This is a genomic window from Anaeromicrobium sediminis, from assembly GCF_002270055.1.
GTDB lineage: Bacteria > Bacillota > Clostridia > Peptostreptococcales > Thermotaleaceae > Anaeromicrobium > Anaeromicrobium sediminis.
This window is the reverse complement of record NZ_NIBG01000005.1, coordinates 215,602-236,111: the sequence shown is the minus strand read 5'-3', so window position 1 is coordinate 236,111 and position 20,510 is coordinate 215,602. Positions and strand designations below refer to the sequence as shown.

The 20,510-nt window shown below is 30.6% G+C and carries 18 protein-coding genes and 1 pseudogene; 4 read left to right on the top strand and 15 right to left on the bottom strand.

Translation table 11 applies throughout. The annotated features are described in order from the left end of the window. From CCE28_RS08465 to CCE28_RS08410, 12 genes are all read right to left on the bottom strand, one after another. Positions 1-1,321 (bottom strand): coiled-coil domain-containing protein (locus CCE28_RS08465; protein ID WP_141228338.1); only part of this gene is annotated, 1,321 nt, incomplete at its 3' end. 29 nt (positions 1,322-1,350) lie between these two features. Beyond that, positions 1,351-2,499 carry an S-layer homology domain-containing protein gene (locus tag CCE28_RS08460; protein WP_176461729.1) on the bottom strand — a complete coding sequence of 383 codons (1,149 nt, stop codon included), beginning with the start codon at positions 2,497-2,499 and terminating at the stop codon, positions 1,351-1,353. Positions 2,500-2,611: 112 nt separating this feature from the next. Next, a complete protein-coding gene (locus tag CCE28_RS08455) occupies positions 2,612-3,247 on the bottom strand; it encodes a TasA family protein (protein ID WP_095132923.1) in 636 nt (211 codons plus the stop codon). A 118-nt stretch (positions 3,248-3,365) separates the two neighbouring features. Then, positions 3,366-3,938: a TasA family protein gene (locus CCE28_RS08450; protein ID WP_176461728.1), complete on the bottom strand. Its 573-nt coding sequence runs from the start codon at positions 3,936-3,938 to the stop codon at positions 3,366-3,368. 178 nt (positions 3,939-4,116) lie between these two features. After that, complete coding sequence (locus CCE28_RS08445; protein ID WP_095132920.1) at positions 4,117-4,695, bottom strand: signal peptidase I; 579 nt, start codon at positions 4,693-4,695, stop codon at positions 4,117-4,119. Positions 4,696-4,916: 221 nt separating this feature from the next. Continuing rightward, on the bottom strand, positions 4,917-6,485 hold the full coding sequence (locus CCE28_RS08440) for a DUF3794 and LysM peptidoglycan-binding domain-containing protein (RefSeq protein WP_095132918.1): 1,569 nt from the start codon (positions 6,483-6,485) through the stop codon (positions 4,917-4,919). 463 nt (positions 6,486-6,948) lie between these two features. After that, complete coding sequence (locus CCE28_RS08435; protein WP_095132916.1) at positions 6,949-7,215, bottom strand: Veg family protein; 267 nt, start codon at positions 7,213-7,215, stop codon at positions 6,949-6,951. A gap of 183 nt (positions 7,216-7,398) precedes the next feature. Further along, a complete protein-coding gene (locus CCE28_RS08430; RefSeq protein WP_095132914.1) occupies positions 7,399-8,829 on the bottom strand; it encodes an N-acetylmuramoyl-L-alanine amidase in 1,431 nt (476 codons plus the stop codon). A gap of 126 nt (positions 8,830-8,955) precedes the next feature. Further along, positions 8,956-9,633, bottom strand: a complete 678-nt coding sequence (locus tag CCE28_RS08425; protein ID WP_095132912.1) for a YkgJ family cysteine cluster protein — start codon at positions 9,631-9,633, stop codon at positions 8,956-8,958. A 93-nt stretch (positions 9,634-9,726) separates the two neighbouring features. After that, complete coding sequence (locus CCE28_RS08420; protein ID WP_095132909.1) at positions 9,727-10,902, bottom strand: acetyl-CoA C-acetyltransferase; 1,176 nt, start codon at positions 10,900-10,902, stop codon at positions 9,727-9,729. Positions 10,903-11,244: 342 nt separating this feature from the next. After that, a complete protein-coding gene (locus CCE28_RS08415; RefSeq protein WP_095132907.1) occupies positions 11,245-12,627 on the bottom strand; it encodes a recombinase family protein in 1,383 nt (460 codons plus the stop codon). A 171-nt stretch (positions 12,628-12,798) separates the two neighbouring features. After that, positions 12,799-13,359 carry a YhcN/YlaJ family sporulation lipoprotein gene (locus tag CCE28_RS08410; RefSeq protein ID WP_095132905.1) on the bottom strand — a complete coding sequence of 187 codons (561 nt, stop codon included), beginning with the start codon at positions 13,357-13,359 and terminating at the stop codon, positions 12,799-12,801. Positions 13,360-13,852: 493 nt separating this feature from the next. On the opposite strand from CCE28_RS08410, the gene CCE28_RS08405 reads away from it, so the two are divergent. The 3 genes from CCE28_RS08405 to CCE28_RS08395 all read left to right on the top strand — a co-directional run bounded on the left by CCE28_RS08405 (position 13,853) and on the right by CCE28_RS08395 (position 16,667). Further along, on the top strand, positions 13,853-14,302 hold the full coding sequence (locus tag CCE28_RS08405; RefSeq protein WP_095132903.1) for a hypothetical protein: 450 nt from the start codon (positions 13,853-13,855) through the stop codon (positions 14,300-14,302). 254 nt (positions 14,303-14,556) lie between these two features. Continuing rightward, complete coding sequence (locus CCE28_RS08400) at positions 14,557-15,483, top strand: DUF2156 domain-containing protein (RefSeq protein ID WP_176461727.1); 927 nt, start codon at positions 14,557-14,559, stop codon at positions 15,481-15,483. 8 nt (positions 15,484-15,491) lie between these two features. Next, positions 15,492-16,667: a GNAT family N-acetyltransferase gene (locus tag CCE28_RS08395; protein WP_095132899.1), complete on the top strand. Its 1,176-nt coding sequence runs from the start codon at positions 15,492-15,494 to the stop codon at positions 16,665-16,667. Between the two features lie 315 nt (positions 16,668-16,982). On the opposite strand, the gene CCE28_RS08390 is transcribed toward CCE28_RS08395, so the two are convergent. The 3 genes and pseudogenes from CCE28_RS08390 to CCE28_RS23010 all read right to left on the bottom strand — a co-directional run. Next, entirely contained in the window at positions 16,983-17,288 is a 306-nt protein-coding gene (locus tag CCE28_RS08390; protein WP_095132897.1) for a metal-sensing transcriptional repressor, read from the bottom strand. Between the two features lie 12 nt (positions 17,289-17,300). Further along, complete coding sequence (locus tag CCE28_RS08385) at positions 17,301-19,421, bottom strand: heavy metal translocating P-type ATPase (RefSeq protein WP_408607022.1); 2,121 nt, start codon at positions 19,419-19,421, stop codon at positions 17,301-17,303. Between the two features lie 147 nt (positions 19,422-19,568). After that, positions 19,569-19,703: pseudogene (locus CCE28_RS23010) on the bottom strand (cation transporter); the annotation flags it as partial. Between the two features lie 264 nt (positions 19,704-19,967). Here CCE28_RS23010 and CCE28_RS08380 point away from each other — a divergent pair. Beyond that, entirely contained in the window at positions 19,968-20,411 is a 444-nt protein-coding gene (locus CCE28_RS08380) for a hypothetical protein (RefSeq protein ID WP_095132895.1), read from the top strand. Positions 20,412-20,510 lie beyond the last annotated feature (99 nt).

The window sequence follows — 20,510 nt, the reverse complement described above, 5'->3', positions numbered from 1 at the left end:
CATTATCTGATGAATCGTTGTCTTCTCCATCATCCGGTTTTGGATCTGGCGTCGGATCTGGTGTCGGGTCTGGTGTCGGATCTGGCGTTGGATCTGGTTTACTACTTCCACCTCCGCCTCCACTAGAAGTACTACTTGACTTAGATTTTAGCCTATCTATTTTATCATTTAGTTTATCTATCTTCTTATTCAGATCTTTGTTAGAATCTTGTAACTGATCGTTTAAATCTTTTAAATCTTCATTATCTTTTTCTAATTTTTCTATTTTTGCTAACAATTCTTCCTTTTCCTTTTGAAGATCAGATTTTTCTTTGTCTAATATCTCTATTTTTGAAGTCAATTCTGTAATTTCTTTAATTTTTTTATTTATCTGTTCCACTATATTATCTATGGTATCATATACTTCATTTAAATATTCTGTTAATTTAGGAACTATAATATCCATAATCTCTATTTGTTCTTCTGTCAACTCAACTTTCGTTATAGGATTTTCTATAGTTTTGAAACTAGAATCCTCTGACTTCAATTCCATTGGCATTGCCATTGGCACATACATCATAGCTTTACTGCTTGTTACTTTTTTTGATGTATAATCGAGATCATTTAATTTCTGTATCGTATTTTCAGTTCCATTTTTCCACTTAACCTCTTTCCAAATTCCATAACTTGCTGCCTCTAGCATTATGTTATTTATCTCTTTTCTAAATAAACCTTCATCTTCAGATGATAATTCTTTTACAGAGGTCTTTTTCATTGATTTGCTTCTAATAGGGCTCTTAAATTGATTTTTCAAATATTTTATAGAAACTTCAACATTCTTTTCTTCATCAATATATTCGTTAAGATACTTTGCCCTTATTTTCCCTGTGACCTTTCTCTTATCATTACATCCACTTACCTTATCTAGATACATTCTTTGAAATAGATTCACATTCATCCTTAAAGGAATCTTATATACTGTATCTTTTTCTAGTTTAATAGGGTTTATATGCAATGTATAATCACCCAAATTAGTAAGATTCTTAGCACTACCTTTTGATACCTCAAAGTATATTATTGGATCATATGTTAAATTAGGTGCTTTTTGTACACGTATTATTGGTGTACGTTTTTTATCATAGCAGATATCATATTTTATAAGTATATCCTTTGTATCAGCGGCACTAACCTGCATATTTCTTTTCATGGTAGAAGTAAACCAGGAGAAAGTGTCTATTCCTCCTAACATAGCCATGCTCACTAATATACTACAAATGAAGCAACAACATATACGAAGTAACAGGAGTTTTATGTTGTCCTTTTTTCCTCTGTTTCTTTTCACTCTTTCACCTCCTTATAAATAATTTTGTATTACTTTTTGTGTTCATCGTGATAACCTAATATTTTACAGATTATAGTAAAGGCTTCTGCCCTTGTTATATTATTTTGAGGTTTAAAAGTATTGTCTGAGTAGCCTACTAACATGCCCTTTTCTACTCCAGTTTTTACATATTCAATTGCCCAATCTGATATGTCTTCTCCATCTGTGAATTGAAGCATTATATTTTTGTCTCGTTTTATATTAAAGGCTCTTATTAATACGGTAGCTATTTCTTCACGGGTTATGTTTTCATTTGGTTTGAACAAAAATCCTGGATATCCCTTAAATACACCTGCATCCGATACGGCAATTATATGACCTCTGGCCCATTTAGGAAGGGCGTCCACATATCCTGAGAAGAATCTGTTTACAGGTTTTAGTTTTAACGAATTTGCCAGTACCACAGCAACCTCTGCCCTAGTCATACTAGTCTCTGGGTGAAGTTTTATACTAGGATAGCCATTAATTATGCCTTTAGCTAATAAGGTTTTAATACAGTCATGGGACCAATGTTCTTTTACATCCTCGCTTTTTTTACTTCCTCCTCCACTACTACTAGTGTGAGTTGTATTATTATGGACTGAGTTTATAATAAAGTCCACTGTAGCCTTTAACCCCTGCATATTGTTTCCTGCTCGCTCTTCCATATGTACTGTGTATTCTAAATCTAAATCATCATTCACTTCTATCTCTACTGGATTTTCTAATGCTGGATTTTTTTGCATATCATTAAAATCACCATCATATACAGTGCCTTTAAATACAAGCATTTTCCCCTGTCTAATCTGAAGTTTCATATTTTTTCCGTACTCTTCTTCTATGGCAGGAGTAACAGTTTTTCCATTTACATATTCCAAACTCATAGTCATACCTAAATTTGTTATTTTCATCTTGTCTGAGTAATTATTATGTATTCTTAAAATGCCACTTTCCGTCTTTCCAGGATACCAAAGTCCATTTCCTATATCTCCCGATTGATGAAAAATTGGACCACCTCTACTTTTTTCTCCTTGAATATATAAATCTACTACTTTCTCTTCATCTGCTGCATATACAAGTATATTTTCTAAAGGTAAAAGTCCAAAAATCATGATAAGAATTAGTATAGTGATTGATAAATGTCTATATAATTTTTTCACACGTTCTCTCCCTCCTTTGTTCATAAAATCAAGAAGAATTTAAAAGATTAAATTCTTCTTGATTTTATAAAGTCAGAATATAGACAAGCCGTAACTTTATATTATTTAATTTTTACGGATTTAATAACTCATCAACTGCTGCATCATCATCTTGAGTTCCATACAGGATTAAGTCCACTGTTGCACTAACCCCTTGTATAGCATTACCAGCCTTCTCACTCATTATTGCTTCAAAATCTAATTCTGCTTCTAGGCCAGGACTAACTTTTATGGATTTAGTTTCACCCTCTTTAGTGTAAGTTAATTCTTGTGGCGCTGCTAATAATTCACTTAATTTTCCTCTAAAGCAAACATAGTCACCCTTCGTTATAATTATAGTCATTTTATCAGCAAACTCATTTTCAGCATCTGGGTTATTTTTAGGATTGACAAATGTGTCCATGTCAGCTGATACAGCACAAATGCGCGCTGTAAGAGTTCCATTGTTTACTATTCTCAAACTTCTACCATTAACACTTAGCCCTGGATACCATTCGCCCACCCCATATTCATCATCATAATTTGGATCATCATACTCAGTTGCAAATAATGGTTGAGGAATTTCCGAAATACCCAAATCTACAGTTCCTGCTTCAAATACATTGTCTTGACTAGTTGTTGTACTAGTAAACCAGGCATATGTTCCCATTCCTGCTAGCATACATACCAACATAACTGCAATAAATGTAAGTGCTACCTTATGTTTCACATTTTCACCGCCTTTTAACTAAAATTCTATTGTTTAAAGTAATATAAAGTATTTTATAGTATTAGAAGTCAGAATTTTTCTGACTTCTAATACTATATTCATGAAATTATTTTATTTTTTATAGACCACTTTCAGTATAAGCGTTATTTCCTACTTGAGTTGCTTCAAATAAGAAATCAAAATCTCCTGTTGCATTTTTATATAAATTGTTTGCTGCTGTTGGCAGACTAAATTCAATTGTAAAAGTACCAGATTGGTTAGCTGGTATAGTTCCTAAATTAACAAATCCGTTTACTCCAAGTGCATTAATATTTTGAGGAGTACCACCATTTATACTTACTTGAAGTGGAGTAGCTCCATCATATAACAGAGTATTCATGCTTGCTGGCAGACTGTCTATAGCTGTATCATTAAATTGTGAAACACTCATTCTATATTGAAGCTCTAAAGTACCATTATTATTTACATTAATTGTTTTTACCCCAGATGTCCATCCTGGGTATATACCTGTGCTACTAGCAGCTATTGTTACCTGATCCATCGTATTTATGTCACCAATTTCCAATGTTCCTGTTTCAAATAAGTTATTTTCACTTGTTGCTACACTAGTAAAGTATGCGTATGTTCCCATACCTACTCCAAACATTAATACACCAATTAACAACATACTAAGTAAAACCTTTCTGTTCATGTAAATTCTCCTCTCATTCTTGTAATAAAATATTTTTTTAATTTTTTCTTTATAGGTTACCATCCCTAAGGTGACCTATTTTTTTCACTCTCTCTAACCCCAATTACACCTCCCATATTAAATCTTTCGTTTTCTGTTTTGACTAAATAGTACATTTAATATCAAAATTATATTTAAGCTATACTCCCATATTATCTTTTGGATTTGGGTTATCTTTGTTATCCTTTTCATCTTTTCCCAATTCCAGCAATATGCTTTTTAGCTCATAGGCAATTAATAAAATAATAGGTACTAGGATAAATAATACAAATCCCTTTGGACTTTTAGCAAAATTAGATATATATCCTCCTTTAGGAATATTAAAGGATAATGTTCCTATTATTTGCTCGCTTTTAATCAATTCAAAGTCCTCTGTATTGTTTGCATCTCCCTTTGTTCTAAATAGTAGATTTCCATCTTCATTTATTATTTCTACTACCCTATGGGTAACTAATGTATCTTTGTTCATTCTATAGGTAATTACATCTTTTTCCTTTATATCTTCTGGATTTATTTCTTTAATGACAATCATATCTCCCGGTTCAAGTACTGGCCTCATACTACCTGTCAGTACAGATAATAGCTTATATCCCACAATCGAAGGAATATATGTTGGATTCCTCTTTCCTTGAATCATGGTAAATAAAGCCAGGAAAATAAGCAGCACCAAAAAACCAGTCATAATATTGCCAATCCATTTTAATATTGTTCTTGTCATTTGTCTCTACCCCCTAATTCTTTACCCTCTAAAAGTATATACATATGCATCTATTTTTATTCCACATTTTAGTTTATAAATTAATTATTTATATTTTTTTAGTTTTCAGGTTAATTATTTTTCATTCCTTCCTTTTTACATAACTATATTTACGTAACTTTTGCCAATTTATTCCTAAAAAATTTTATTAAAAAGAAAAAGCTGCGACTAAAAGTCACAGCTTAAAATTTATATTTATATATTTTAGGAATTATCAATACATCACCAGGCATTATCATATTTGGGTCTTCTATATCATTTGATCTTACTAGGGCAGGTATGGTTGTATTATATCTCTTAGCAATCTTCCATAGGCTATCTCCTGGTTGAACATAATATACAATTATGCTTGGCATGTTATTTATATAATCCTTTTCTTCTAACTCTTCCATGTTCATAACAGCATCTAATGCATACTTGTGATTAACACTACACATGGCCACAATACCGTTTCTAACTTCTATTTGCTGAGGATTTATAAGTGAATAGGAAACATCACTTAAAGTTAAATGAGCTGTAGCAGCCATGCCTTCTTTAGCATTATGCACATCTACAAAATGTCTAAATGGTATTTCTTGTTTAAAGGAATGGGCCTTCTGATTTTGACACATATAAACTATGTCCGTTTCAGCAATACCTTCTATTATTACTTTCTCATCTACTACACTTGTATCTGTAATTACTGGCTTTGCATATACATTAAGTACTTTGAAAATATCTGGATCCTGTGGTTGGATACTAAGAGTTTCTTTTACCATCATACTTGCATTATTTTCACCAATTACCTTATAAAAATCTACCTTTTCTTTTTCCAATTTTAGATTCTTAGTAGGAGAGTACACATCTGTTATTACTTCTTTTTCTTCCTTGTCTATTACGGAAGCATCTACTTTTACAACAGCTTCCATTTCATATAACTTTCTTTCTCCTTCTAAATTTTCTCCCACATCAGTGTATACTTCATCTATTTTTAATGTGAGCTTAGGCTCCATTCCTTTTAAAGCACCAGTGACTTCTACAAAGTGAGTGAATGGGATTTCATGCTTTAGAACATGAAGAGAATTACTTTCGTCATCAGCCACATATAGGGTATTAGTTTTAACCGTACCACTTACAATAACTTTTCCATCTGTTACCTGTCTTTCCTTTTCTACTGCATAGGCATCACACTTAAGAATTTCTGCTATTTCTGGTGAATCCCCATCTAATTCAAATTTTTCTCTAATCATAGTATCCGATTTATTACTTCCTACCATATTAGTATAGGAAATTGTCTTTTTAAGAGTTTGTAAATCATTAAGTCCACTTATATCCTTTATAACTTCTATTCTATTACTACTTAAAGTTTTTCCATCAAGATTTACTACTGCCTTTACTGATAATTTTCTTTCATTTATTATGTCAAAATCTATATGTTCTATATTACATGATACTTCTTCATTCATACCTACTGTTGTTCCTGGTATATCTATGTTTTGACTAAATCCCGCATTGGCATTCATACTATATACAGAATAGTCTCCTGCATCAGAATTATAAAGTATCTTAAAATTAACTACCCCATCTACAATTATTTTATCTTGTACTGATTCTCTTTTAGTAACAATAACATCTCCGTCTGCACATAATATATTAGATATATCTGGTTTTACATCAGGAACTAAAATATCCCCTTCAACTAGAACCTGTGTATCTCCCTCCCCTAATATCTGATCTATTTTCAGTAAATCTGTTATAAACTCCATGGCCATATTCCTTATCCCCCTTTACTATGTACTACTTATTATAATCATATTTAATAATCTAGAAAATATGTATAAGTTATACTTACTTATTCAGATTCTTTACAAGTATATTTTCTATAAGTAGGCTTATTTATCTATATATATGTATGCATTTTTATAAAAAAAAAGAAGTGAAAAATTAAATTTTCACTTCGAAATTCCATTATATCTATTAAGTTTCATATCAAATTAATAAAATCACCCATCTTCACATATTCCCTTTTGAACAGAAAAATAAATTTTATTAAATGAACCTTTTGTATTGACTCAAAAACTATTTTATCATTGTCAAATAAAAAAGTCTTCCTCATAGTAGGTTGATTATTTTATAACCTAATTATGTAGGCTATAAAATATCTCATCCCTATAACCTGGAAGGATGACTTTATAGATAAATGTGTTGGTAAAAATACCTTCACTATCTATTATATTAGCTTACTTGCATATCGCTATCATTGCTACTTCTGATTATTTCTACCGTTTCTGTTAATATGTCTGAATAGCTATAAGATACTCTCCTTACTGTGTTGTATCCTCCATCTATACATACCACAAAGATGTTAGGGTAAGCTTTCTCTATAATACCTTCTTTTACAGATACTTTCTTTCTACCCTTATTAGCTCGTAGCTTTACCTTTTCACCTACCAGAAATTCCACATTTTTCTTGATTTCCGTTAAAGTGCGTTTAGTAGCCACCTAATCACCTTCTTTCGCAATTTACACTCTAATTATAGCATATGCTAATACTTTTGTCAAACATAAACTAAATATTATACAACTTCTAAAGGCCTATGTCAATACTCTTTAGAATTTTAACAAGGAAAACATTTTCACACGCCAAACATCCCAAAAAAAATTCCCTATATAGCGGGAATTTTTTTAATTATAATTATAGTATTCGACTATTGCCTTGCTAATATTCATTCCTATATTGTTTTGAAATTCTTCGTCTAAAAGTCTTTTTTCTTCCTCCTCATTGGTTATGAAACCAACTTCAATTTGAAGAGCACTAGATCTTACTTCTCTTAATAAGAAAAAGTCTGCTATCTTCACTCCTCTAGATACTACTTTTGCATTTTGAGAAAGCTTCTCTAATATAATTTCTGCCAAAGTAGCACTTTCTTCATCTCCCCTATATATATATATTTCACTTCCGCATATATTAGAATTCTTAAAAGAATTTTGATGTATACTTAAGAAAAAGTCTGGCATAATTTCATTTGAAATATTAGCCCGTTTACCAAGGGACACATATTCATCCTTATCTCTCGTAATAATAACCTTAGCACCTAATTCTTCTAAAGACTTTTTCAACTTAATTCCTATACTTAAATTTATATCCTTTTCTCTAGTTCCCAATATTCCCTCATTGTCCTCAGAGTGTTCTCCTCCATGGCCAGGGTCTATTACTATTACTTTATTATATAGAGGTTTTTCTTTGTTAGGCATTTGTAACTCTTTTATCTTTACGCCTGTGAAATAATATTTTAAAATTTCTTCATAGTTTTTTCCCAAAATGGCCATTTTATTAGCACCATACTGACAAAGTCCTAATCCATGACCTTTACCCCTTGTATATATTTTAAATTTTATGGGCTGCCATCCAAACCTAGTAGAATTTATTCCTAGTTTTTCCACTAATTCAATGCCCTTTAGTTCTTTATCTCCAACTTTTATACTCTTTATTCTTCCAGTTTCATCCCTCTTAGTGTCGTATATTATGCCCTCCATACGAGGACCACTTGTGGGGGTACTTTTATCTATTGATATTTGGAGTTTTTCTAAAAACTCTTCTATAGATATTTCTGTACATTCTTCATAATATGGTGAATCTGTACAATATTCACAAAGCACCTTTCTTAGATACATGACCCTATGTTTTCCTACCATCTCTGAATTTTCAGTAGCTCCACCGCAAGTTTCATGAAATCTAGGATATACAGAGTTGTTATTCATAGTGATAATTTTATTTCTGGTATTTTTAACTGCATAACTTATAGTTTCTTTTATATTATCATATTGTTCCTTATACTTACATTTAATTTCTTCTAAAGATTTAAGGATAAATTCTCCCTCTCTATTAGTTATATCACATCTTTCATATTCTACTCCCATACCACCAAAGACTCTCATTTTCCTTACTAAATAAGTTCTTATGATTATGGCATGGGCTTTTAATGCTTCCATATGAAAAGATGAAATATCTAAACTCATCAAAATTTCCTCTATAGCATCCTCCATGAACTTCTCTACTATATTATTTTTATCTAGGTTATATATTTTTACTTTTAAACTATTATTTTTTTCCAAGACTCCCCCTCCTTTGTACTCTACATGTTTGTTCTGGTTATTAGGAGGATCATTTTCTCTGGAATCCACTAGTATGGTTTGTAGATAGTTAAAGGGTGTAATGAATTCATTACACCCTTTAACTATCTATCTACATATTTCTTTAGCCCTATTTATTTTTTCATTAAATATATCTGTACCATATAACTTATACATAAACCAATCTACCAGTCCTAAATTCATATAATCTTCATCGATTAATTCCATAATAAAATATTTTGAGTCAATATTTAAAATATTCTCTTGTATTTCTAATCGATCTTCTTTACTTAATCTACTATCTGTACTAAATTCGCTACAATAGGATATTTTTTTATTTACTACATCTTCTGGAACGGTAAGGTCATATTCTTCTTTTAAGTATTTTTTAATACTCTTATTAGTTTCTAACACATTCATGTAGTTTTTTTCATGTTCATCCTCTGTATAATGGCCAAATAATCTACAAACCAATGGACGTACTTCATATATATGACATTGACCTTTTTCATTTAAAAATGGACACTTATTATTTTTATATAATTCTTCAAAATAATACTTTTTTATTTTGGGGATTAGTATATCATATACATCCTTGTTTTTCATAAGGTAATCATATATATTTAGAAACTCCACATAGTAAGTATGAACAGACTCTGCACAACAATTTGTACATCCTGCACATTTTCCACCATCTATTTTTTTATATTCTTCATTTAGTTTATTAAAATAGGACTGCTCTTTGGCTAGTTCTATAGATTTTTTAATAGTATTTTCACTTAACATTATATTTGCTCCTTTTGTAGATATTTTTACTTTTTCTACAATAGAATAACATAAAAAGGGGGCTAATAAATAGCCCCCCTTGTTTATATTATATTATCTCTTTACGATTAAAGATGTACCCATTCCGCCACCGATACATAACGTAGCTAAACCATACTTAGAATCTCTTTTCTTCATTTCGTGAAGTAATGTTACTAAGATTCTAGCACCACTTGCTCCGATTGGGTGACCTATAGCAATAGCTCCACCATTTACATTAACCTTTTCCATATCAAATTCTAAATCTCTAGCAACTGCAAGAGATTGAGCTGCAAATGCTTCATTAGCTTCAATTAAATCCATATCTTCTATAGTTAATTGAGCCTTTACTAAAGCTTTCTTAGTTGCAGGAACTGGACCGATTCCCATTATAGATGGATCCACACCAGCAGTAGCAAAAGATACTATAGTAGCTAGAGGCTCAACACCTAATTCTTCTGCTTTTTCCTTAGACATAACTATCACTGCAGCTGCACCATCATTGATTCCTGATGCGTTAGCAGCAGTTACAGTACCATCTTTTTTGAATGCTGGTCTTAATTTAGCTAAACCTGCAGCAGTTGCACCTTCTCTAATAAATTCATCTTCTTCAAATACGAAAGAACCTTTTCTACTCTTAACTTCTACAGGAACTATTTCATCCTTAAATTTACCAGCTTTTTTAGCTGCTTCAGCTTTATTTTGACTTGCTGCTGCAAAAGCATCTTGTTCTTCTCTAGTTAATCCCCACTTTTCAGCAATGTTTTCTGCTGTAATTCCCATGTGGTAGTCGTTGAAAGCATCCCATAATCCGTCTTTAATCATTTCATCAACAACTTTTCCGTCACCCATTCTGTGACCCCATCTTGCCTTTGGCATTAAGTAAGGTGCCTGGCTCATTACTTCAGTTCCTCCTGCAACAACAATGTCTGCATCTCCAGACATGATCATTTGTGCTGCCATAGAAACACTTCTAAGTCCAGATCCACAAATAATGTTTAAAGTTGAAGCTGGTACTTCTACTGGAATTCCAGCTTTAACTGCCGCTTGTCTAGCAACCCCTTGACCTTGACCTGCTTGTAATACACAACCATATAATACTTCATCTACTTTTTCTGGAGCGACTTTAGCTTTTTCTAAAGCGTCCTTAATAACGATTGCTCCTAAATCACTTGATTGAAAATCCTTTAAACTTCCACCATAGTTTCCTACAGCTGTTCTCACTGCACTTGCAATTACTACTTCTCTCATAATCTTTTCCTCCTCAAATCCTATGTTTGAAATTTTATAGTACTATACATTATATATAAATCCACCAATAAAATTCTTAATTTTATTAATTTAATTTTATTTTTTTCGTAATAATTATTAAGCAAATACCTTGCCAACTTTTTAATTTCCCCTCTGTTTCGCCATACGCTTTTGAGATTTTTCTACTAAATTCCCCATATTTCCTGTTTCCTATGAACATTTAGTTTGAAAGTTAATTTTATAACATATCCCTTCTAATTTACCCATTGGTGGATTCTTATAAACACACATAAAAAGTGTCCATTTCCCCACACAAGTGTGCGTTTTTTTGGACATGTATATTTAAAGATTTACCCTATATTCAATTTCTATATTTTCTTTAGATACAACTATTCTTTTTACATACCTACTGATAAATTCTTTATCAATGGTACAAATTTTATCACTATCTTTTATTATTTTAGAAATTCCTTCTCTTTCTTTTTTTAATAATTCTATTTCCCTTTCTAAAATAGAGCTTTTCACTTTATAAGTATTCTCGTCTATTACTACATCTAATAGATAATCTACTAATTTATTTTGTCTATTTTTAATGGTTTCTATATTTTCATCTATATTTTTAATAGTTTTTTCTATTTCCTGATTATCATAATATGAAATTTTTGTTAAAATCCCATCCTTAATTTCATCTATGAATTTTTCTTTTATCCTATCTTCTTTTATAGATACTCCAGAACAAATATGCTTTCCCTTTTTAATATAAGTACTACACAAATATCTGTCAGCATTTTTTCTATAATACATTTTACAACCACATTTTTGGCAATATAATTTATTTGAGAATAGGCTAGTATTTGGACATTTCTTATATTTATTATTCCTTAATTTCTTCTGTACCTCATAAAATAGATCTTCATCTATTATAGGTTGATGAGTTTTTAGCTTATATATAAATTCATTTTTTTCCTTTTTATACCTTTTTTTTGTTAATAAATTTTTATTCTTACTTCTATTTTGTATTAAATTTCCTATATAGAATTCATTAGATAATATATTTCTTATGGTACTCTCATGCCACTTATTTTTTTGTATTATTCCCCTACTTTGTGAAGGGGTAGGATATTTATTATTATTAAGATTCCTTGCAATAGATGCTAGACCTTCTCCACTTGCATACATATCAAATATCTTTTTAACCACTAATGTACTAATGTCCTCCTTTGGCAAAATAGTATTTTTATCTAATTTCATATACCCATAGGGTACTATACTTCCATTAAAGTGACCTTCCTTTGCCCTACACAATTTCCCAAAGGAAATTCTTTCACTAATTTTTTCCGATTCCTTTTGAGCTAAGGATAATAGTATGGTAAAAGTAAATTCATCATATTCATCTGAATCAAAACTATCTTCTATAGTTATAAATCTTATATTTTTCTCTTTAAATTGTCTTATTATAGTTAATCCTTCTAAGGTATTCCTGGCAAATCGAGAAATGCTCTTCGTAAGAACTATGTTAAATTTTTTCTCTTCACTATCTTTTATTAGTTTTTTTAACCCCACCCTATTTTTTAAACTACAGGCACTTTCCCTATCCTTATATATTTTATATATGGTAAGGCCCTTTTCTCTCACATACTTTTGAAAAAATTTTTCTTGATGTGCCATACTGCTATCTTGTATCTCTTTTTCTGTAGATACCCTTACATATACAGCACAATTCATAACCTTTCCCCCTTTTTCACAAACTACATTCTATTAGTATGAAATGTAGTGAACTCACACATAATTCATAATATGCTTGTTTTAGTTAAAATGTGAAAAAACAAAAGCCATTTTTTTAATATGACTTTTGTTTTTATATTCTTTTAAAGGCTAGTATTAAATTGATTGTTATTACATATCAGTACCTGGTCCTGTCATGTTTTTTATGGGTGATTTAAATAAGGATTCTATTTCAGGTATTAAGGTTCCATTTCTAATATTTTCATTCTCATATTTTCTTAATTTTCCAATTGTGCCTTCTTCTGCTGAAAAGTATACATTTGCCACTTTAGGATCTTCTCTTTTTACAATATTTTTTATTTCTGTTTCTAATAAATTTAATCTAGTTGAATTGTTTACTCCATCTTTTAGCCTTACTGCCACATAAGCATTTCTGTCACTTAGTATTACACTTGTAGCGTCTACTTCTGGAATATTGTTTATTTTTTCAATCATTCTTTCTTCTGTATCATTATTTTGATCTGGCAAAACAGTGTCAGGTCTATTTCTCATTTCAGCATCTCTTAATGGTCGATTGTTAATCTCATCATCTCTTAATCGTCGATTGTTAATTTCATCATCTCTTAATTGTCGATTATTAATAGGTTTTTGAGCACCTTCTCTAGTACATGCACCAAATGTTCCTATTAATAAAACGAATATTAATAAAATAAATACATATTTATTTTTCATAAGATTCTCCTTTCATTTGTATTTTCAAGTTTATTTTTTGTTTTAATTAAAGGTATTACACTAGTAATTTGATACAGTTTTGTAAAAGAAAAAATTATTTATAACACATATATTTAAAAGTTAAATTATTTCCTATATTTACATTTTTTTTACGAAATCATTACATGACTTTTTTATAGTATTTTCCATGATATAATTTAATTAACAATTATTTGGTGGTGATGTGGATGGATTTCTTATTTGTATTATTTTTTGTAATGTTATATAAAATAATTTGATTTAATACTTATATTTTTTTGAACTCATATTTTATTTACTTAAATCTAAAATCAATAACCCTGTATACCACTAATGAAGATATTTATGCAAAAGACTTGATTTTTACAATCAAGTCTTTTTTATTAATGTTATAATAAGATTAGTAAAGTAATAAACTTTATAAAAAACTTACTGAAATGTAGTGAAAAAACAAATCCTATTTTAGAGGTGTAATATGGTAAAAAATAAAAATTATAATAAGGGTATATTAGTAAGAACTTGCAAAAAGTGTAAGAAGATAATTGATGAAAAATCATTATATGACTACTGTCCTGAATGTTTCAAAAGGATTGAGGAGATATTTGAAAAAATCGAAGCATATTTAAAAGAATATCCTGGCGCTACTGCTTTTGAGATTGAGCAAGAAACAAAGGTTCCATATCATGTTATTAATAATTTTGTCAGAGACGGAAGACTTATCGAAATTCCAAATGAATACTTAAATTTTGAATGTAAAAGATGTGGATGCTTGCTTCTTTCAGCCCATCACAAATATTGCCCTATTTGTAGGAAAGAATTAGAAAAAGAAATGGAGTTAGCAAAGATGCAATTATATAAATCTATGCATCATGGAAATGCAAAAATGCATATTAGACATGGTGATACCAGACGGAAAAAATATTAGAATAAAATTTTAATGTGTCAATAATTATCCACTAAAAAAATCTAGTCATGGGCTAGATTTTTGTGATTTATTGTATTCTTTTAATTTATAGGAAATTATAAAATTATAATTTCCTATAAATTAAAAGAAAGATAAAAAAACAAAACGAAATATAACATAATATGCTATCATGAATATGTTATATCTATGGATATGTGGGTATATTATTAGTTATGTGTAGTTATATAATCAATACTAAATTAAAGGAGTTTTTTATGTTTGAGAAAAAGATTTCATTAGAAGATAAAGATTTATTCGAGAAATATATATATAATAACAACCATGAGACTTCAGGTTTAAGCTTTGCAAGCTTGTATATGTGGAAGGATATAAATGATATTCACTACGAAATAATAAATAATCATCTTTGTATTAGGGCTCTTAATTATTTAACAGAAGAAGGAAAACCACAACATTTCATATTCCCACCCCTTCCAGTCGGTGAATATGATTCAGATACATTTAATGATACTTTAAAAATATTAGAAAAAAATTTCAAAAAAGATAATCAAAATTTAACTATAAAACTTGCTCCTGAAAAATATATTAATTACTTTAAAGAAACTAACAATAGTAATGTATTAATAAAAGAGGACAGAGAAAATTTTGATTATGCCTATTTAAGTGATAATTTAGCTACTTTAAAGGGACGAAAGTATCAGTCTAAAAGAAACCATCTAAACTACTTTTATAGAAACTATTCCTTTGAATATAGACCATTAACAAAGGATTTAATGGAAGAATGTATTCATTTAAATGATAGTTTAATAGAAAATAAAACCTTTGAAAATGATATGGCTGAGGAATTAATGTCACATGAAAGAAAGGCTATAGAAGAAGCCCTTTATAACATGGATACACTAGGTTGCAGGGGTGGAGCAATTCTAATAAATGATAAAGTTGAGGCCTTCACTTTAGGATATAAAATAAATCCAGATATGATGGTAGTCCATATTGAAAAGGCTAACCCTTCTATTAGAGGATTATATCAGGCTATCAACCAACAATTTGTTCAAAATGAATGTACCGATGTAACTTATATAAATAGGGAAGAAGACATGGGATTAGAAAGTCTAAGACGTGCAAAGCTTTCCTATAGACCTGATAAAATGATTAAAAAGTTTGATATTGAATTTAAGTAGGTGAGAAAATGAAAATTAGTCTATTAAATAAAAATGATAAAGAGAAGGCTAAAAGTTTATGGGGTTATGCCTTTGAAACGGATGAACCCTTTTATAGTTGGTATTTTGATAATGTATATGATGAGAATAATTGTGTAGGAATTTATGATGATGAATTAGTTTCATATTTACAGCTAAATCCCTACAATTTAAAATTGAATAATAATATTTTCCCATGTTCCTATGTGGTAGGAGTAATATCTGCACCAGAATACAGGAACAAGGGCGCTATGAAAAAACTACTTCCTAAGGCACTAGAAGAAATGAACAACAAGGGGCACGCCATATCTATTCTCATGCCCTTTGATACTAAATTCTATAGTACTTATGGATGGGAGCTTTCCTATAGTCAATTAAAATACCATGTTCCCATAGATGTAATTAAGGGACTTAAAAATAAATCTGGTGATTTTAAAAAAGTTAAAATTGGCAGTTCTACAGATTCATTAAATGAAATTTATGAAAGTTATTTATGTAAATACAATGGATATGTTAAAAGGGATAATATAGAGTGGGAATACATTATGCGTGAGATAGATTCCTATGGTGGGTATATGTATCTACTAACTATAGATAATAAGCCTTGTGGATATATATTTTACTATATAGAAAACAAGACATTAAACATAAGGGAGATGGCTTATACTAACTTAGAAGGTATGGGAGCTTTATTTAATTTCATATATTCACATACATCTCAAGTAAAGTATGTGGATTGGCCTGCTCCTATAGGAGATAATCTTTATCTATTTATAAAGGATACTATAAAGCCTGAATTCACTAACGATATTAGGGTACATCCTTTCATGTGCACAAGGGTTATAAATGTTAAAAATGCCATAGAAAATTGTATATTTGAAAATGATGCTGAGTTTATTTTCACTGTAGATGATACTTATGCTCCTTGGAATAATCATACTTACAAAGTAATTGTAAATGATACTAAAGCTAAGGTCATCATGATAGATCCTATCCATTCTCAATTTTCATGTAATATAAATACTTTCTCTCAACTATTCTTTGGAAGTATAGATATTTATGAAGCCATATTTTTAAATAAGGTAAACGTGACAGACGAATCAGGAATTCATGAGTTTAACAAGGTTTTTTATAAAAAGAATAATTTTATAAATGAATATTTTTAAGGACGGTTTTCACCGTCCTTTAAATTATATATAGACAAACTGTCCAATCTAAATGTGTATGAACTTACTTCGGTCATATGGATAAAAAATATTTTATAAGGTAAGTCACTATCATAATATATGGTTTTTATCTCATAACAACTACAGAAAGTTCATAAATGTTTGCAGCAAAGTGAATACTGATGTTCCACCTTCTAAAAATTTTTCATCCATATTCCCTTGTAAGTAGCTATGTGCTTTTGAACTGAAATAGGTCAACATAAGTAAAATTTAGAAGTGGCATATCTATATAGATATACCACTTTTAGACTAAACTTATTTCATCATTCTATTTATGCTGTTTAAAAGTTCATCTACTGCAACCTGTTCATCTTCTTTCATCTTATCTAAGATACAAGTTTTCACATGATTTTCAAACAAAATCTTGCTTACACCCTTCATGGCCGATTGAACTGCAGATATTTGAATTAAAATATCATCACAATAGATTCCCTTTTCTATCATGCCCTTTATACCTCTAATTTGTCCTTCTACCTTATTTAATCTACTTACTAATTTCTTTTCAATTTCCTTGTCCCTATAGTTTACTGTTCTCTCATCATTACAATTATTACATGCCATATTTTTTTCTCCCTACAGGTTTTCTATTTTTACTACCTCATATCCTAAATCTGCCACTACTTCTTTAACTGTATCATCTACATTGCTACTAGTCTCTATTAAAGCATACTTTTCTTCTAAGTTTACGTCAACCTTATCTATTCCTGGTATTTTACTTAATCCATCATTTACATGCTTTTGACAATGTCCACACATCATACCATTAATATATATTTTCTTCTCCATTTTATTTTCCCCTCTTTCTTTTAGTTTAAAACTTTTAAGTCTAAGTGCATTAGTCACAACAGATACGGAACTAAATGACATGGCCAAGGCTGCAAACATGGGGTTTAACTTAGGTCCCCCAAATATATAAAATATACCTGCTGCCAGTGGAATTCCTAAAATGTTGTAGAAAAATGCCCAAAATAGATTCTGTTTTATATTCTTTATGGTAGCTTTACTTAGACCAATACTAATGAGTAGATCCTTTAAGTCACTTTTCATTAAAACTATATCGGCCGATTCAATGGCCACATCTGTACCTGAACCAATGGCAATTCCCACATGGGCTTTAGTTAAAGCAGGTGCATCATTTATGCCATCTCCTACCATGGCAACTATTTTGCCTTCTTCTTGAATCCTAGCTATTTCATCAGTCTTATCCTTAGGCAATACTTCTGATAAAACCCTATCTATGCCAACTTTCTTACCTATACTTTCAGCAGTTATTTTATTGTCTCCTGTTAACATTATAACTTCAATTCCAGCTTCTTTTAATTTATCTACTGTATATTTACTATTTTCCTTTATGACGTCTGCTATGAATAGCGCACCCTTATATATATTATCTATTGCCACATATACTGGTGTTTTTCCTTCTTTCAGATATTTTTCAACAGATATTTTTTCCATATCTATGTTATATTTTTTCATTAATTTATCATTTCCAATAAGAACATGCTTATTATCCATATATACTTCTATACCAAATCCTGATATGGCCTCTAAATTTTCTACGGGAAGCAATTCTATATTCTTATCTAATGCATATTCTACTATGGCTTTACCAAGGGGATGTTCTGAACCCTTTTCACTAGATGCAATTATTTTTATGAATTCTTCTTCATCCATGGAAGTGATTATGTCAGTGACCTTTGGTTTTCCCAAAGTGATTGTTCCCGTTTTATCAAATACTATAGTATCTATTTTGTGCATAGTTTCTAGAACTTCTCCACCTTTTATCAATATACCATATTCTGCTCCCTTTCCCGTAGCAACCATTATGGCCGTTGGTGTAGCTAATCCTAAAGCACATGGACATGCTATAACTAGTACAGATATGAATATACTCAAGGAAAACTCTAAATCTGAAGTTGCAATATACCAACCTATACCAGCCACTAATGCTATAACAAATACAGTAGGTACAAAATAGGATGAAATCACATCTGCAAGTTTTGCTATGGGTGCCTTTGATCCTTGGGCCTCTTCCACCAGTTTAATAATCTGGGCCAGGGCCGTTTCTTCTCCTACCCTAGTAGCTTTAATATCTACCATATGATTTCCGTTTACTGTTCCTCCTGCTACTGCGTGACCTATCTCCTTTTTAACAGGTATACTTTCACCTGTAAGCATGGATTCATCCACATAAGTGCTACCTTTAACAATTTCACCGTCTACTGGAATCTTTTCTCCTGGTTTTATTCTTACCAGATCTCCCACTTGAACTTCATCTATGGGAATTAATATTTCTCTGTCCCCTTCTATTACTAAAGCTTCCTTGGCAGATAGACCTGCTAACTTTTTAATGGCTTGGGAAGTCTTATTTTTACTATTTTCCTCTAGATATTTTCCTAGGGATATTAATGCTATTATAACCCCTGCCGATTCAAAATATAAATCATGGACAAAGTGCATATTTCCAGTAAATATTTTATATATGGCATATATACCATATACTAATGCAGCACTAGTTCCAAGAGCCACTAGAGAATCCATATTTGGACTTCTTCTTATTATTGCTGGAAATCCACTTATATAAAATTTCTTTCCAGAATATAATATGGGAATAGTTAATATTAATTGAACTAAAGCAAAGTTTTTAGGATTATAATCAGGACTTATAACCTTTGGAAGCTTAATTCCCACCATAGGTCCCATGGCTATAATCAATAATAGGGATGCAAATATTATAGATATAATAAGTTCCCTCTTATTTTTTTTCCTTTCTAGCTCTTCTTCATTCTCCTTTAGATCATTTCTTTTATTTTTTTCTATATCTAAAGGTTCATAGCCAGCCCTCTTAATAGCATCCTTTATTTGAGATATTCTAACTAAATCATTATTATAGATTACCTTAGCCTTATTAGTAGCTATATTCACATTTGTCTCTATAATACCGTCTAACTTGTTGATAGCCCTATCAACACTGCTAACGCAGGCGGCTCATGTCATGCCTTTTATAGGTATGTTTACTTCTTTTATATTTTCCATATACTATACCCCCCTATGGTATAATTATAAGATTAATATGTACTTATTGTCAAGTATATTTCTTATGAATATCATGTCCAATTATACTAATAATATTATTTCCTTTTTTACATGCAACAACCTATTTGTGTCAAATGAATATGACTATGCATATTTTAAAAGGGAAAGGATTTTTATTAATTATTAATTACAGGGGGAAAGAAAATGGATAAATATATTGAAGATCTAGATTATGATATGGAAAAGGATGATGCGATGGCTCAATCTATCCATCCTATGATGCCACCTATGGGTAGTTTTCCTTCCATGAAACCAAGAATGAACATGGACTCATCCGCAATGGAAATGTCCTACATTCCACCAAGACCACCTATGGGTAGACCTTATATGGAAGAAGAATCTCATATTCCTGAGGCCCCTTATATGCCAGAAAGATCTCATATGCCTCAAGGTTCTTATATGCCAGAAGGATCTCATATGTCTCAGGCCCCTTATATGTCATATATGGATCAAATGCCTATGATGCCATCTATGGAGCATATGGATATAGATGAAATGCGCTATATGGAACATATGAATGAGTATATGACTGCCATGTATCATGCTGAAGCATGTAGGATGAGAGCTCTGCAATGCCTAAAGAAATAAAGTTATTAAACTTCCATTTAATAATCTAAACTATTCTATCAGTTAGAAGCAAAAAGGCATGCGACCTATGCGATCTTATGGAACCCTATGGTTCCCTTC